The 14,691-nt window shown below is 67.0% G+C and carries 11 protein-coding genes; 6 read left to right on the top strand and 5 right to left on the bottom strand.

Features of this window, described 5'->3' with window-relative positions; all coding sequences use genetic code 11:
- Positions 1–109 precede the first annotated feature (109 nt).
- The 5 genes from FBT69_00535 to FBT69_00515 all read right to left on the bottom strand — a co-directional run bounded on the left by FBT69_00535 (position 110) and on the right by FBT69_00515 (position 5,137).
- On the bottom strand, positions 110–1,552 hold the full coding sequence (locus tag FBT69_00535) for a tyrosine phenol-lyase (GenBank protein MDL1903286.1): 1,443 nt from the start codon (positions 1,550–1,552) through the stop codon (positions 110–112).
- 9 nt (positions 1,553–1,561) lie between these two features.
- Positions 1,562–2,008 (bottom strand): hypothetical protein, encoded by a 447-nt coding sequence (locus tag FBT69_00530; protein MDL1903285.1) that lies wholly within the window; start codon positions 2,006–2,008, stop codon positions 1,562–1,564.
- The gene (locus tag FBT69_00525) at positions 2,005–3,189 is read right to left on the bottom strand and encodes a polysulfide reductase (GenBank protein ID MDL1903284.1); all 1,185 of its coding nucleotides are present in this window, start codon (positions 3,187–3,189) and stop codon (positions 2,005–2,007) included. Before FBT69_00525 ends, FBT69_00530 begins: the two co-directional genes overlap by 4 nt.
- Before the next feature lie 71 nt (positions 3,190–3,260).
- On the bottom strand, positions 3,261–4,316 hold the full coding sequence (locus tag FBT69_00520; protein ID MDL1903283.1) for a 4Fe-4S dicluster domain-containing protein: 1,056 nt from the start codon (positions 4,314–4,316) through the stop codon (positions 3,261–3,263).
- 113 nt (positions 4,317–4,429) lie between these two features.
- On the bottom strand, positions 4,430–5,137 hold the full coding sequence (locus FBT69_00515) for a hypothetical protein (GenBank protein MDL1903282.1): 708 nt from the start codon (positions 5,135–5,137) through the stop codon (positions 4,430–4,432).
- A 120-nt stretch (positions 5,138–5,257) separates the two neighbouring features.
- On the opposite strand from FBT69_00515, the gene FBT69_00510 reads away from it, so the two are divergent.
- The 6 genes from FBT69_00510 (at position 5,258) to FBT69_00485 (ending at position 14,680) form a co-directional block, all read left to right on the top strand.
- On the top strand, positions 5,258–5,521 hold the full coding sequence (locus tag FBT69_00510; GenBank protein MDL1903281.1) for a hypothetical protein: 264 nt from the start codon (positions 5,258–5,260) through the stop codon (positions 5,519–5,521).
- Entirely contained in the window at positions 5,508–7,913 is a 2,406-nt protein-coding gene (locus FBT69_00505) for a nitrate reductase (protein ID MDL1903280.1), read from the top strand. Before FBT69_00510 ends, FBT69_00505 begins: the two co-directional genes overlap by 14 nt.
- 9 nt (positions 7,914–7,922) lie before the next feature.
- Positions 7,923–8,669, top strand: a complete 747-nt coding sequence (locus FBT69_00500; GenBank protein MDL1903279.1) for a hypothetical protein — start codon at positions 7,923–7,925, stop codon at positions 8,667–8,669.
- A 9-nt stretch (positions 8,670–8,678) separates the two neighbouring features.
- Entirely contained in the window at positions 8,679–9,260 is a 582-nt protein-coding gene (locus FBT69_00495) for a 4Fe-4S dicluster domain-containing protein (GenBank protein ID MDL1903278.1), read from the top strand.
- Between the two features lie 118 nt (positions 9,261–9,378).
- A complete protein-coding gene (locus tag FBT69_00490; GenBank protein MDL1903277.1) occupies positions 9,379–11,121 on the top strand; it encodes a c-type cytochrome in 1,743 nt (580 codons plus the stop codon).
- Positions 11,122–11,134: 13 nt separating this feature from the next.
- Positions 11,135–14,680 carry a nitrate oxidoreductase subunit alpha gene (locus FBT69_00485; GenBank protein ID MDL1903276.1) on the top strand — a complete coding sequence of 1,182 codons (3,546 nt, stop codon included), beginning with the start codon at positions 11,135–11,137 and terminating at the stop codon, positions 14,678–14,680.
- Positions 14,681–14,691: the final 11 nt, after the last annotated feature.

Genomic DNA, 14,691 nt, shown 5'->3' with positions numbered 1-14,691 from the left:
CCCGGTGCGGTCGCCGCCACCGGCGCGGGAGGAGGGCGCAGCGGGCTTTGGCCCGTTGTCCGATCGGCGAGCAGAGGCAGGGCGTAGCCCATGGTCGCTCCGGCGCGGCTCAGGCGTGAGCCGTCGCTCCGTGCTCGGCGTCGAGCAGCACCTTCGATCCTACCACGGGCTGGAACCGTGCCTGGAAGAAGCGGAGATACTCCGGCTCGTGCGTGAAGCAAAGGCCGACGATGCGGTCTCGATGCTCGAAGAGCTCGATCACCGATTCCGCGGTGACGTCCATGTGGGCCTGGGTGTAGACACGGCGGGGGATCGTGAGGCGGATGAGTTCAAGAGCGGGAAAGAGGTTCTCGCCGGTGTCCGGGTTGCGGCCGCTGGAGACCGCGCCGCGCTCCATGGCCCGCACGCCCGACTCGACGTAGAGCGCGGCGGCGAGGGCCTGGGCGGGGAACTGCTCGCGCGGCATGTGCGAGAGGAAGCGAGCCGCGTCGATGAACACGCCGTGCCCGCCGATCGGCAGCACGATCGGAACCCCGGCCTCTCGCAGGAGGGTGCCGAGGTACTCGACCTGTCCGACGCGGGCGCGGACGTGGTCCTCCTGGATGGACTCCTCGATGCCGATCGCCATGGCCTCCATGTCGCGCCCCGCGAGCCCGCCGTAGGTGTGGAGGCCCTCGAAGACGACGACGAGGTTGCGGGCCTTCCCGGCGAGCGCATCGTCGTTCAGGCAGAGAAAGCCGCCGATGTTGACGAGGCAGTCCTTCTTGGCGGAGTTGGTGCAGCCGTCCGCGCAGGCGCAGAGGTCGAGGAGAATGTCCGCGATGGGACGGCCCCGGTGCTCAGGCTCTCGCTGCGAAATGAACCAGGCGTTCTCGACGGCGCGGGTGGCGTCGAGGATGACGCGGATGCCACGGGAGCGGCAGAGGTCGGAGACGGCGCGGAGATTGGCGAGGCTGATCGGCTGCCCTCCCGCCATGTTGACGTTGCACTGCACCCAGATGAATGGGATGCGCCCCGGGCCGACGGACTCGATCAGCGATCGGAGTTTGCGCAGGTCCACGTTGCCCTTGAACGGCGCCTCGCTCAGCGGATCGTGGGCCTCATCGACGATGACGTCTGTGAACCGGCCGCCGGCGAGCTCGAGGTGCGCCTTCGTGGTCGTGAAATACATGTTGCCGGGGATGATGCTGCCCGGCGACACGAGCAGGCGGCAGAGGATGTGCTCCGCGCCTCGGCCCTGGTGCGTTGGGATGAGATGACGGAACCCGTACCGTCGCCGGACGACGTCTTCGAGGTGGTAGTAGTTCTCCGAGCCGGCGTACGCCTCGTCGCCGAGCATCATCCCAGCCCACTGGCGGTCGCTCATGGCGGAGGTGCCGGAGTCGGTGAGAAGGTCGATGTAAACGTCGCGGCTGCGGAGGAGGAACGTGTTGAAGCCGGCCTCCGCGATGGCGCACTCACGCTCCGCGCGCGTAGTCATGCGGAGCGGCTCGACCATCTTGATGCGGTACGGCTCGGCCCAGGAACGCTTCCCGCTTGTCCTGCGGATCATCTGCTGCGCTCAGTTCTCCCCCGGGATGGAGTCCGCGAGTTCACACAACGCGTTGTAATACTCTTCTCGTTCGATGCCGAGCAGGGCCGCACCGAACAGCTCCGCCTCGGCCGGCCCTGCGATCTCACCGTAGTTGATGGTCGGCAGGTGATAGGCGATAAGGAGCGGCCAGACCTCGGGCATCGGTTCGAACCACGGGTGCAGGCAGAGGCGGAAGCCGTCGGAGGGGCGCTCACCCAGCGGCCGCGGGTAGGCAAACTCGCCGGGTTCGAGCGGACGAGCGTCGAACGCGACCTCGACCGGGTAACGGACGGTCTCGCGGTCGTTGAGGATGCGGAGGATCGCGTCCGCGTCGATCAGCAGGCCGTGGCGGAGGCGCGCGCTCGTCGCCTTCTCCACGAGGTGCTCGTGCAGGGCGATGCGGGCGTCATCGGCGGATGGAACGTGCGGCTTCACGCGGCGCCCTCCTGCGCGTGGGCGTGGCCCGGCGCACGCGGCGGCGCCTCGGGCGTGTACCCGCTCCGCTCCGTGAGCCGGCCCGACAGTACCGGCACGGTGATGCGCACCATGATCGTGAAGAGCAGCAGGCCGAACGCCCATATCCCTGCGGAGACCAGCGACTCGTTGAGCGTGGGCGTGTACTCGACGATTTCGCCGAGGGGCGTCGGCACGAACCCGGGGATGATGAGGCCCATGCCCTTCTCGACCCAGATGCCGACGATCATCAGCACGCAGGCAATGTGCAGGAACCGTTCGCGGCGTGAGAATGGCAGGTAGAGGAGCGCGAGGGCGACGGTGTTCATGGCGATCGCCGACCAGATCCACGGAACGAGGGCCGCTCGCCCGTCGAGGCCGAGGTAGAGATAGCGGGCAGAGGCGGTGTGGGCCGAGTCGGTGTAGAACTCGGTGAAGACCTCGGACCCGAGGAGGAACATGTTGATCGTCATGGCGACTGTCACGATGTTGCGGAGCGTGAGGAACGCCTTCGGCGGCACCTCATAGGCCCCGATGCGACGCAGCACGCCGAGCGTCAGAATGAGGAATGCCGGCCCGGCCGCGAACGCGGAGGCCAGAAACCGCGGGGCGATGACGGCGGAGTTCCAGAACGGGCGGCTGCCGAGGCCGCTGTAGAGGAACGCTGTGACGGTGTGGATGCTCACCGCCCAGACGATGGCGATGAAGACGAAGGGCAGGTAGAAGAGTCTGCCCGGCCTGCGCCCCCTGTATGCGCAGTAGATGAGGTAGCCGCAGATGTGCAGGTTGAGAAGGAGGTAGCCGTTGAGCACGAGAACGTCCCACGTGAGCATGGAGATGGGAAAGTTGAAGCGGAGAAAGAGGTGGTGGAAGCGGTCGGGTCGGCCGAGATCCACGGTGACGAAGAGGAGCGCCATGATGATGGCGGCGACAGCGAAGAGCTCGCCGAAGATCACGAGGTCGTGCAGTTCGCGGTTGCGGTAGACGTAGACGGGGATGACGAGCATGACGGCCGCGGCTGCCATGCCGACAAGGAACGTGAAGTTGGCGATATACAAACCCCACGAGACCTGGTCGGTCATCCCTGTGACGGCGAGACCATGCACGAGTTGCCGGCAATAGGCATTCAGGCCGAGCAGGGCGACGGCGGTAAGGAAGAACATCCAGGCGTAGTACCGCCCGTCGCCGACGAACGAGAGGCGGAAGCAGCGCCACAGGAAGGTGAGGTAGGTTCTCACGCCAGCGCCCCCATCGCGCCGTCCGCAATGTCGCGCCAGCGCAGTTCGGGGCCGTCCTCCCCTGGAAGGCGGCCGTAACGCTCGCCCTCCTCGGCTTCGAGGCGTCGCGCGATCTCGGCGGCCTCTGGGTCGAGGCCGCTGGGGTAGCGCTCATCGAAGTAGTAGAAGAAGCGCGGGAGCGTGCCCGCGTCCTCCTTGAGCACGAACACCCGCTTGGTACGGAGAATCTGGGCGACCTCGCTCTCGGGGTCGAGCACGTTGCCGAACTTTCGCGCGCCGGTCGGACAGACTTCGAGGCAGGCCGGCATGCGCCCCTGCCGAGTGCGCTGGAGACAGAAGTGGCACTTCTCCATGACGCCCTTGTCGCGCGGGCGATTGGAAAGGTAGCCCATGTTCGGGTTCACCTGGTCGGCGGGCAGGCGCGGTTTCGAGAAGTTGAAGCGGCGCGCCCAGTACGGGCACGCCGCCTCGCAGTACCGGCACCCGATGCACCAGTCGTAGTCGATGACGGTGATCCCGTCCGCGTCCTGCCATGTTGCCTCCACCGGGCACACCTTCACGCACGGCGGGTTGGCACACTGGTGGCACTGCACGGGCAGGTAGAAGTGCCCCTCATCGGGAACGGTCGGGCGGTCGTAGTGGTGGTTGCCCTTTTCGAGGTCCATCGTGCCGCGGGGCATCTCGATCACGCGGATGTACTGGACCTCGGGCGAGCGGCTCTGGTTGTTCTCGGCGACGCAGGCGTGGACGCACTTGCGGCATCCGATGCAGCGGCTGATGTTCAGCGCATAGACGAACTCGACGCCGTCCATGGGCTTGTAGTCGCGTAGTTCCGGGCGAACGCCGTAGCGGCGCTCGACCTGAGCGCGGATGCGCTCGAGGGCACGCTCCATGTCCGCTGGCGTCATCTCCTTGTAGTGCTTCTGCAGGAACTGTTCGAGGGTTGGGGCGTCCTCGCGTTCGAGTTCGCGGAGCGGGCTGAGCGCGGCCGCGAGCGCGGTCAGCCCCCCCGCCGCCGCCGTGCCCGTGCGGAGGAAACTGCGACGCGACATGCCGGGACCATCCGCGGCAGGAGTGCCCCCGTTGCCGGAGGAGCAACCGCAGCCGCTGCCGCACGAACCGCCGCCGCCGTGCCCGTTCGAGGGGCTTTTCAGGATGGGGAGTCTCATGGCTTTCCCCCCGGTTGGTGATGCTCCGGCTCGCCGATCCGGCGCAGCAGCGGATGGTGGCGACCTGGCCCGTGATGACCGTGCGCGTCCTGATCCCCCATGCGCAGCGTGTTCGGTCCGGGCAAGGGAGTGAACGGCGGGTAACGCGGCGAGTGCGGATCGTGGCACTCGGTGCAGCGGAGGCGGAGGGCCTCGCCGAGTTCACGGTTCCAGTAGCCGAGCGTCTTGCCGTGGGTGCCGCGCTGCCAGTCGCGGTAGGCGGTGCCGTGGCACTGGGCGCACAGCGTGGCAACCTGCGAGAAGGGTACGGTGGAGCCGTCGTGAAGGCGGAGCCGGTCATGATCGTTGCGGTCGTGGCAGTTGAAGCAGCGGTCGTTGAGGCCGTGACTCAGGACGATCTCGTGGTGCATGCTCAGTTCGGCGATTGGCTTGTCCACCGAGACGAAGATGCGATGGCAGTCCTGGCACCCTTGGGGGACGCCGTTGATGAGGGCCTGCGGAGGGTCGTCCATCGCGGCACGCTGCGGACCGACGTTGAGGTCATGCCGCGAAACGATCACCGGCTCGGCATCGGGAACGCGCGGCCCGATCGGGTCGAGCGCCATGAACCCCGCTAGGAGAAAAAACCCGGGCAGAAAGAGCCACCCAGCCCATGCCGGGCCTGTCGAGCGGGGCATCGGGGAGTCGGCGGGTGAGGACCGCATGAAGTCTGAAAGCCTACAGTCAACGGACAAAAAGAGTAGTCGATGATGATATCGTGAATGAGTGGACGATCAAGCAACGCCCGACCAGATCGGGCAAAATGGAGAAGAGGAGACCCTCGCGTGTCCATCAGCGGACTGGTGCTGACGCTCGAACGTGACGGGCCGCTGGCGGAGCGCGCGATCCACGTGCTGGAGCGCGATCCCCGGATCACGCTGGGCGAGCGCGCCGGCGAGCGGTTGCCGATCGTGGTCGAGACGGGATCCCGCTTCGAGGATGAGGAGGTCTTCGCCACGTTGAGGAACACGCCCGGTGTGCGTTTCGTGGACGTGGCGTTCGTGGATTTCGGGGGCGGCGAGGAAGGAGCCGACGATGCTGACGGTTGACAGGCGCACGTTCGTGAAGTCGGCTGCGATGGCAGCGGCCACGGCCGCGGCGGCGGGGACGACGCGGTCGTTCGCCCTGCCGCTCCTTCCGGGGTCCGGCCTCCGTTGGGAGAAGGCCCCGTGCCGGTTCTGCGGGACTGGCTGCCACGTCATGGTGGCCACGGAGAACGGCCGCGTTGTCGCCATTCAGGGCGACCAGAAAGCGGAGGTGAACAAGGGCCTGCTGTGTGTGAAGGGCTACCACGTCGGAGCGATCCTCTACGGCGAGGATCGACTGACCAGGCCGATGCTCCGCAAGAACGGCCGACTGACGCCGATCTCGTGGGACGAAGCGATCGGGATCATCGCGGACAAGATCGCCGAGAACCCGAAGGGGTTCGCCCTCTATGGCTCCGGCCAGTGGACGATCGCGGAGGGCTGCATCGGCAACAAGTTCATGAAGGCTGGCCTCGGGAACAACCACATCGACGGCAACCCGCGCCTGTGCATGTCATCCGCCGTAACTGGCTTCCTCTCGACGTTCGGGGTCGATGAGCCCCCGGGGTGTTACGACGATCTCGACCGGTGCGACGTGGCCATCATGTGGGGCAACAACATGGCCGAGATGCACCCTGTGCTGTTCTCGCGCCTGGTGGACCGTCGCACACGGGGCGAAAAGGTCACGATCATCGACCTGACGACGCGCCGCACGCGCACGAGCGAGTTCGCCGACCACGTGCTCTTCTTCAAGCCGCACGGCGACCTGGCGATCGCCAACGGCATCGCGCACCTGCTCATCCGCAACGGAACGTTCGATCGCGCCTTCGTGGAGAAGCACTGCAACTTCCGCCAACTCGGACCGCGGTCGGAGGACGGTTCGCCCCCAGCGATGCTGGGGGTGCCGATGACATTCGACGAGTACGCAAGGGCCGTCGAGCCGTACACGCCGGAGAAGGTCGAGGAACTGTCCGGCGTTCCCGCGGAGAAGATCCGCATGCTCGGCGAGATGTTCGGGCGGCGCGACCTGCGGATCAACAGCCTCTGGTGCATGGGCATGAACCAGCACACCCGCGGCACGGCGATCAACTGTCTCGTCCACGGCATCCACTTCCTCTCAGGGCACTTCGGAACGCCGGGCAACGCGGCGACCAGCCTGACGGGCCAGCCCTCGGCGTGCGGCACGGTGCGCGAGGTCGGCACGCTGTGCCACCTGCTGCCCGGCGGCCGTCTGATCGCCAACGCCGAACACCGGCGCGACGCGGAAGAGTTGTGGAACGTACCCGAGGGTCGCATCAACCCGACGCCAGGGCATCACACCGTCGAAATGTTCAAGCGGTTCAACACGCCGACGGCCGACGGCGGCGACATCACGACGCTGTGGGTGCAGGTGACGAACCCCGGCCAGACGCTGCCGAACCTCTACCGCAACTTCCGAAAGAAGAAGGATCTGGCCGACAAGTTCCTCATCGTCTCCGACGTGTACCCAACAGCGACGACGGAGCTGGCCGATCTCGTGCTGCCCAGCGCGATGTGGGTCGAGAAGAACGGGATGTACGGCAACAGCGAACGCCGCACTCAACAGTGGTTCAAGATGGTGGAGCCGCCGGGAGACGCACGCGACGACGCCTGGCAGATGATCGCCGTCTCGCGGCGGCTCTTCGACATGGGACACGAGGGCATGAAGGACCGCGACGGCAGGTGGATCTTCCACACCACCGACAAGTCGGGCAGGGAGGTTCCGATCTGGGAGTGGGAGCACTACTACGACGTGAACGTGGACGAGCGGATGTTCGAGGAGTACCGCCCCTTCACGCGCCTCAAGCACAAGGATCTTGCGCCGTACCAGGAATACGTCAAAGCCCGCGGCCTGCGGTGGCCCGTCGTCCGGCACCCGGATGGCTCGTGGCGAGAAACGCGCTGGCGCTTCAGCGGGTTCGACGACCCATACGTCGAGAAGGGCAGGGAGTTCCAGTTCTATCACTCGGTGACGAAGGACGACCGAGCGCTGATCTGGTTCCGGCCCCACGAGTTCCCGCCCGAGATGCCGGACGCTGACTATCCGTTCTGGCTCTGCACAGGTCGCGTGCTCGAGCACTGGCACACCGGGACCATGACGAGGCGCATCCCGCAACTGCACCGCGCCATGCCGATGGCGTACGTGGAGATGCACGCGGACGATGCGGCCCGTCTCGGCGTGCGAAACGGCGAGATCGTTGCCGTGAAGAGCCGGCGAGGCGAGATCGACCTGCCCGTCTGGATCGGCGGACGCGGCGACCCGAAGCCGGGCGAGGTCTTTGTGCCGTTCTTCGACGAAGGCCGGCTGATCAACCTCGTCACGCTGGACGAATACGACCCATACTCCCGCCAGCCGGACTACAAGAAGTGCGCAGTCGCCATCGTGCGCAAGACGTAGGAGGTGACCATGTCACGCGGACACCCGCGCAGGCGATACCGCGGAGAGATTGCGTGGACGGGTTTCGTCGCCGGCCTCGGCGCGGCGGTGGCGCTCGCGTCTGCGACGACTGGCGCACGGAGCGTCCTCCCCTTGCAGACCACGGGCGATGACCGCGCCGCCCCGATGGCCAGCACGCCGTGGCTCCTCTCGCAGCCCGCAGCGAACGTCGTGCCCGCCGACCGCGCGAATCCTGGGAATACGGACGACAAGTTCACCGCCCGCGTGCGCTCGATGGAGGAACGTGCCACCCTCCGAGCGTACGAGGGCGCGCCGCCGGTCATCCCCCACCCTGTAGGCGAGTTGAAGTACCAGGCCTGCCGCGCCTGCCATGCCCAAGGGCTGCGTGCCGGTGAACAGATCGCGCGGATGGCGTCGCACACGCACCTGACGAACTGCACGCAGTGCCACGTTGAGGCCGCGGGCATGTTCCTGGGCGACGGTGGCGGACCGCGAAACTCGTTCGAGGGTCTTCGCCCAAGCGGGTACGGGAGCACCCGGGCATGGGCGGGCGCTCCACCGGTCATCCCCCACACGACCTTCATGCGGACGAACTGCGTGAGTTGCCACGGCGAGCACGGGTACGACGGGTGGAAGCCCGACCACCTCGACCGCACGAACTGCGTGCAATGCCACGCCCCGGCGGCCAGCCTCGACCAACTCTCGCCGACGTTCGGCGAAGAGTTGCTTCGCGTGTTCACTCCGCCGCGGCCGTGATGCGACGCGATGAATGAGCCGCGGGACATCTCGCGTCGCGACTTGCTTCGTGGGCGTCTTGGCGCTCGTGGTGCATCACCGTCACTCGGCTCGGGCGGAGAGTCGGAACCGCCGCGCCGAGTACCGCTCCCTGTGCATCGCCCGCCCGGCGCGGTACCGGAAGCGGAGTTTCTTGCCGGATGCACGCGCTGCGGGGCGTGCATCGAGGCGTGCCCTGTGGGTGCGATCGTGCTCGCGCCGGCGCGATTTCGCGAAGCGGCGGGAACGCCGATGATCGACCCCCATACGCAGGCGTGCGTCATGTGTGCCGACACGCCGTGCATCGCCGCGTGCGAGCCGGGTGTGCTTCAAACCGGTCGACCCTTGAAGATGGCAACGGCGTGGATCGACCGGATGAACTGCCTCGCCTGGATGGGGAGTTTCTGCACTGTCTGCTCGGAACGGTGCCCTGTTGCGGGTGCGATCACGCTCGAGCAGGGACGCCCGAGCGTCGTGGAGTCGGTCTGCACCGGATGCGGCGTCTGCCACGCGGTGTGCCCAGCACCGGTGAACGCGGTCGGGATCATGCCGCTGCCTGATCGACCCGGTTAGGACGCGAGCAGAAATAGTCTGGTATTTGTTTGGATATTGTTGCAGGCCAGGCCTCTTGACAAGGCTCTGCAGAGGACGTTTCATGGCAATCAGGACATGAGGCTCTGTATATCTGCTGATGACGACGGGAGCACGCATGACGAAACACAGAAGGCATCCTGACCCTGAACGGCCGGTCCGACTGCCCTCCGCTTCCGTCGGAACCGCACTCGTGCTCGCATTGCTCGGCGCGCTGGCGCTCGCGGGTTGCACGAGCCGCGAGGAGGCAGGGCCGGCCAAGTCCATGGCCGTCGCGCACCCGATAGACGCCGAAGCAGCCAGGACGCTCTACGTCCGCCACTGCGCGGCCTGTCACGGTCCCGAAGGGCACGGCGACGGGCCTGCCGGCCAGCACCTCTACCCCAAGCCGAGGGCGTTCAGTGACAGCCCGATGCGATTCGCGGCGACGGGAGCAGGCGAAGACCGGATACTCGACGCGATCACGCGGACGATCCGCGAGGGGATGCCGCGCAGCTCGATGCCGGGTTTCGGTGGAGTGCTGACGGAGCCAGAGATCCGGGGTATCGCGCAGTATGTGCACGATCTGGGGAGCGATGTGCCGACACCGGCCGCGCGCGGCCCGTTGATCGCCGTCAAGGTGCCCGAGTTCACCGTGGGGTTGGCGACCTACGGATCGAGCCTGTTCCGCTCGATGGGATGCGTGACGTGCCACGGTGAGAAGGGCTACGGCGACGGGGCCGCGATGGAGGGGCTGGTGGACTCGCTCGGCAGGCCCATCCATCCCGCGAACCTCGCTTCGGGACAGTACAAGGCCGGTTCAACCCCGGAGGACCTGTACCGAGTGATCGTCAATGGCGTGCCCGGCACGCCCATGCCGTCGTATGCGGACATGCTCTTCGAAGGGCAGCGCGACTCGCCGACCGGTCATCGCAAGGCATGGGCGTTGGTGGCGTATGTGATGAGCCTTGCCCCGCCGCCCGCGGAAACAGCCGCGAACTCAGGCGCGGAGATCGTGCTCGCACAGGAGCCGGACCCGGTGATGTTCGACGACCCGGCACATCCGGCGTGGCGCGGCGTCCGCGAGACAAGCATCTCACTCCGCCCCTTGTGGCAGCGACCCGAGCCGATCAGGAGCGTGAGCGTCGCGGCGTTGCGGGCGGGCGATCGTGTCGCGTTCAGGCTCGTGTGGAACGACGCGACGTGCGACGTGGACCACGACTCCGGCGACTTCCCGGACGCCGCCGCGGTGATGTTCGCTATGGGAGACGAGGTCGCTCCCTTGCCGATGGGTGTCGAGGTGCCGGGCTATACGCCCGCGTCGCCGGTGAACGTCTGGCAGTGGAAGGCAAGCCGCCAGTACGACACATCGACGGGGCGGCGGCACGACGCAACCGATCCGCGAACGTTGGAAGGCGACGGCTATTACCTGTTCGCACCCGCGCCGAGTAGCGCGCCGATCGCCTCGCTGGCGTCCGCTCGCGGCGACGACCTGCGGCTGCTCGACCCGTACAACCTGGCGGCCACGCGAGCCGGCAATCCGCACGCCGATGCCTCGATCGTGCGGCACGCCGTTCTGGAAGCGAACGCGCTCGGCTTCGGCACCCTCACTTATCAACCCCCCAGCCTGCAGCACACGAACGCGTCCGCGCTATGGGCAAACGGGCGGTGGTTCGTGACGGCGTTCCGGACACTCTCGACCGGGGATGAGAGCGACATTGACCTCATGACGCCGCGCCGCGTGCCCGTGGCGTTCGCGGTGTGGGACGGTTCGCGCGGCGACCGCGCGGGCGTGAAGCTGGTCTCGGGATGGCACTGGCTCGTGATCGAACCCTCCACCGGCGAGGCAGCCGGCGGCCGCTAGCGGGAGCAACTCGATGCGCAACGAAGAACCCCCGATGAACGACGGCATCGGCGTCACGCGGCGGCGGTTCCTGCAGGCCGCGATGGCGTCCGGCGCGGTATCGCTCGCCTGGCGGCCGGGGCTGGGCGGGTTCGTCGCAGGCCCGGGCGTGGACAATCCGCTGAAGCACTACCCGATGCGTGACTGGGAGCGCGTCTACCGCGATCAGTACGCCTTCGACCGGACGTTCACGTTCGTCTGCGCCCCGAACGACACCGCGAACTGTCGGCTGCGCGCGTTCGTCCGCAACGGCGTGTTCGTGCGCGCGGAGCAGAACTACGAGACGCAGCGTGTGGGCGACCTCTACGGCAACCGCGCGACTGCCGCGTGGAACCCGCGCGGGTGCGCCAAGGGCTACCAGATGCAGCGGCGCGTCTACGGGCCGCACCGGCTGACGGGGCCGCTCATCCGCAAGGGCTGGAAGCGCTGGGCGGACGACGGCTTCCCCTCACTCTCGGACAACCCCGCCCTGCGCGACGAGTACAAGTTCACGACGCGCGGCGACGACGAGTTCGTCAGCGTGACGTGGGAGGAGGTCTACCGCTATCACGCGAAGGCCGCCGTCGCGATCGCGCGGACCTACAGCGGCGAGGACGGCGCACGCCGGCTTCGTACGGACGGCTACGAGCCGGAGATGATCGATGAGACGCACGGCGCGGGCACCCGATGCTTCAAACTCCGCGGCGGGATGGGCCTGCTCGGTGTCATGGGCAAGTACGGCATCTACCGGTGGTCCAACATGCTCGCGCTGCTCGACCAGCACGTGCGCGGCGTGGCATCGGGCGATGCGCTCGGCGGGCGCACCTGGTCGAACTACACCTGGCACGGCGACCAGGCGCCGGGGATGCCGTTCGTGCACGGGCTGCAAACCTCGGACATCGACCTGAACGACCTGCGCAATGCCGGGCTGCACGTTTCGGTGGGCACGAACTTCGTCGAGAACAAGATGGCCGAGGCGCACTTCTTCATCGAGTTGATGGAGCGAGGCGGACGGATCGTCATGGTCCTGCCCGAATACGCGCCCGGCGTGACCAAGGCGGACTACTGGATCCGCGTGCGCCCCGGCGTCACCGACACCGCTCTCTTCCTCGGCGTCACACGACTGATGATCGACAACGGCTGGTTCGATCGCGATTTCGTCGAGAAGTTCACCGACTTCCCGCTGCTCGTGCGGACCGACACGCTGCGTCGGGTGCGGGCCGCTGACGTCTTCCCGGGCTACCAGCCCGGCCTGAGCCGCGACGGGCCGTCGTACCGCGACCAGAACATCACCGACGAACAGTACACGAAGATCGGGCACGATTTCGTCGTGATCGATGCGCAGACGGGAGAGCCTCGGGCGATCACGCGCGACCAGATCGGCAAGCGGATGGAAGGCTCCGGCATCAGGCCTCGCCTGTCATGGACCGGAACGCTGCGCCTCGCCGACGGGTCCGAGGTCGAAGCGATGACGCTCTGGGATGCCTACCGCATCCACCTGCGCGACTACGACCTCGACACGGTCGTCGAGATCACCGGCGGCGATCGTTCGCTCATCGAGCGGCTCGCACGGGAGATCTGGGAGACCGCCGGCAGCGGCCGCGGTGTGGCAATCCACATCGGCGAAGGGATCAACCACTGGTTCCACGCGACGCTCGCCAACCGTGCGTTCTATCTGCCGCTCATGCTGGCGGGCGCGATCGGCAAGCCTGGGACCGGGTGCCACACGTGGGCCGGCAACTACAAGGCCGCGCTGTTCCAGGGAGCGAAGGGCGTCGGCGCGGGCCTGGGCGCGTACCTGAACGAGGATCCCTTCGCGCCCGACCTCGACCCAAAGACCGACGGCGGAACGATCAAGCCCGTCAAACGCACGAAGGACGAAGAGCCTGCCTACTGGAACCACGGCGAGCGGCCGCTGATCGTGCAGACGCCGAAGCACGGCCGGGTCTGCCTGACCGGCAAGACCCACATGCCCTCTCCGACGAAGTTCCTCTGGTTCACGAACGTTAATCTCTTCAACAATGCGAAGCACGCCTACGACATGTTCTTCAACGTGAACCCGAAGATCGACTGCATCGTCGCGCAGGACATCGAACTCAACTCGACCTGCGAGTACTCCGACATCATCCTTCCGGCCCTCTCATGGCCCGAGTTCCAGACGTGGGAAATGACCGGCTCGTGCAGCAACCCCTTCCTCCAGGTCTGGCGCGGCGGGATCGACCCGGTGCACGACGGACGAGACGACGTCCGCATCCTTGCCGAGTCCGCTGAGGCGCTCGGACGCGAAGTCGGCGACTCGCGATTCGCCGACTACTGGCGGTTCGTGCTGGACGACCCCCGCGAGGGTGTGCGCGTGTACATCCAACGGATTCTTGACGCCTCGACCACGACGCGAGGCTACAACGTGTCCGACATCATCGACGGCAAGTACGGCGAGCCGGGCGTGTGCCTCTTCCTGTTCCGCACGTACCCGCGCATGCCGTTCTACGAGAACGTGCATGACGACCTTCCCTTCTGGACGGACACGGGCCGCCTCAACGCCTACTGCGACATCCCCGAGGCCATCCGCCACGGCGAGAACTTCGTCGTCCACCGCGAAGGCCCCGAGGCGACGCCGTACCTGCCGAACGTCATCGTGTCGTCGAACCCCTTGATCCGCCCGGACGACTTCGGCCTGCCGCGCGAGGCCATGCACTGGGACCAACGGACAATCCGCAACGTTCGCCTGCCGTGGAGCGAAGTGAAGCGAACGGTAAACCCGCTCTGGGAAGCGGGCTATCGGTTCTACGGCATCACCCCCAAGGGCCGCCACCGTGTCCACTCATCGTGGGCGGTGACCGAGTGGACGCAGATGTGGGAGTCCAACTTCGCCGACCCGCAGCGCAGGGACAAGCGCACGCCCGGGCTGGGCGAGCACCAGTTGCACATTCATCCGGATGACGCCCGCGAACTGGGCATCACGAACGGGGACTATGTCTACATCGAGTCGAACCCGGAGGACCGGCCGTTCCGCGGCTGGCAGGACGCGCTCAAGAGCGATGATCCCGCGGTGCGCGAGCGTGCGGCCTTCCTGCTGCGTGTCTCGAGGTGCATGCTGCGCGCGACGGTAAACCCCGCCTGGCCGCGCGGCGTTGTGATGATGAAGCACTCGCCCTGGATCGCTACCGAGCGGAGCGTGCAGGCGCACGAGAGCCGACCCGACGGCATGGCGCTCTCGAAGGGCACCGGGTACCAGTCCACGCTGCGATACGGCGGGCACCAGTCGCTGACTCGCAACTGGCTGATGCCCATGCACCAGACCGACACGCTCTTCCACAAGGCCAAGGGCACGATGGCATTCATCTTCGGCGGCGAGGCCGACAACCACGCCATCAACACCGTGCCGAAGGAGACGCTGGTGCGGATCGTCAAGGCCGAGGACGGCGGGCTGGGCGGCGTCGGCGCATGGGCACCGGGCAACGCCGAGTTCGGCCCGACCGCCGAAACGCCGGTGAACGACGCGTACCTGCTCGGTTCACTCACCACCATACGCGGCGCCTGAAAGGACTCGCC

It is taken from the genome of Synechococcales cyanobacterium CNB (assembly GCA_030263455.1).
In the GTDB taxonomy this organism is placed as follows: Bacteria; Planctomycetota; Phycisphaerae; order Phycisphaerales; family UBA1924; genus CAADGN01.
This window is presented reverse-complemented; position numbering and strand designations above follow the sequence as displayed.

Excerpts from the sequence above, each read along its gene's own strand:
- FBT69_00535 (MDL1903286.1), bottom strand. The coding sequence starts at position 1,552 with ATGATCCGCAGGACAAGCGGGAAGCGTTCCTGGGCCGAGCCGTACCGC.
- FBT69_00525 (MDL1903284.1), bottom strand. The coding sequence starts at position 3,189 with ATGTTCTTCCTTACCGCCGTCGCCCTGCTCGGCCTGAATGCCTATTGC.
- FBT69_00520 (MDL1903283.1), bottom strand. The coding sequence starts at position 4,316 with ATGTCGCGTCGCAGTTTCCTCCGCACGGGCACGGCGGCGGCGGGGGGG.
- FBT69_00515 (MDL1903282.1), bottom strand. The coding sequence starts at position 5,137 with ATGCGGTCCTCACCCGCCGACTCCCCGATGCCCCGCTCGACAGGCCCG.
- FBT69_00505 (MDL1903280.1), top strand. The coding sequence starts at position 5,508 with ATGCTGACGGTTGACAGGCGCACGTTCGTGAAGTCGGCTGCGATGGCA.
- FBT69_00500 (MDL1903279.1), top strand. The coding sequence starts at position 7,923 with ATGTCACGCGGACACCCGCGCAGGCGATACCGCGGAGAGATTGCGTGG.
- FBT69_00495 (MDL1903278.1), top strand. The coding sequence starts at position 8,679 with ATGAATGAGCCGCGGGACATCTCGCGTCGCGACTTGCTTCGTGGGCGT.
- FBT69_00490 (MDL1903277.1), top strand. The coding sequence starts at position 9,379 with ATGACGACGGGAGCACGCATGACGAAACACAGAAGGCATCCTGACCCT.
- FBT69_00485 (MDL1903276.1), top strand. The coding sequence starts at position 11,135 with ATGCGCAACGAAGAACCCCCGATGAACGACGGCATCGGCGTCACGCGG.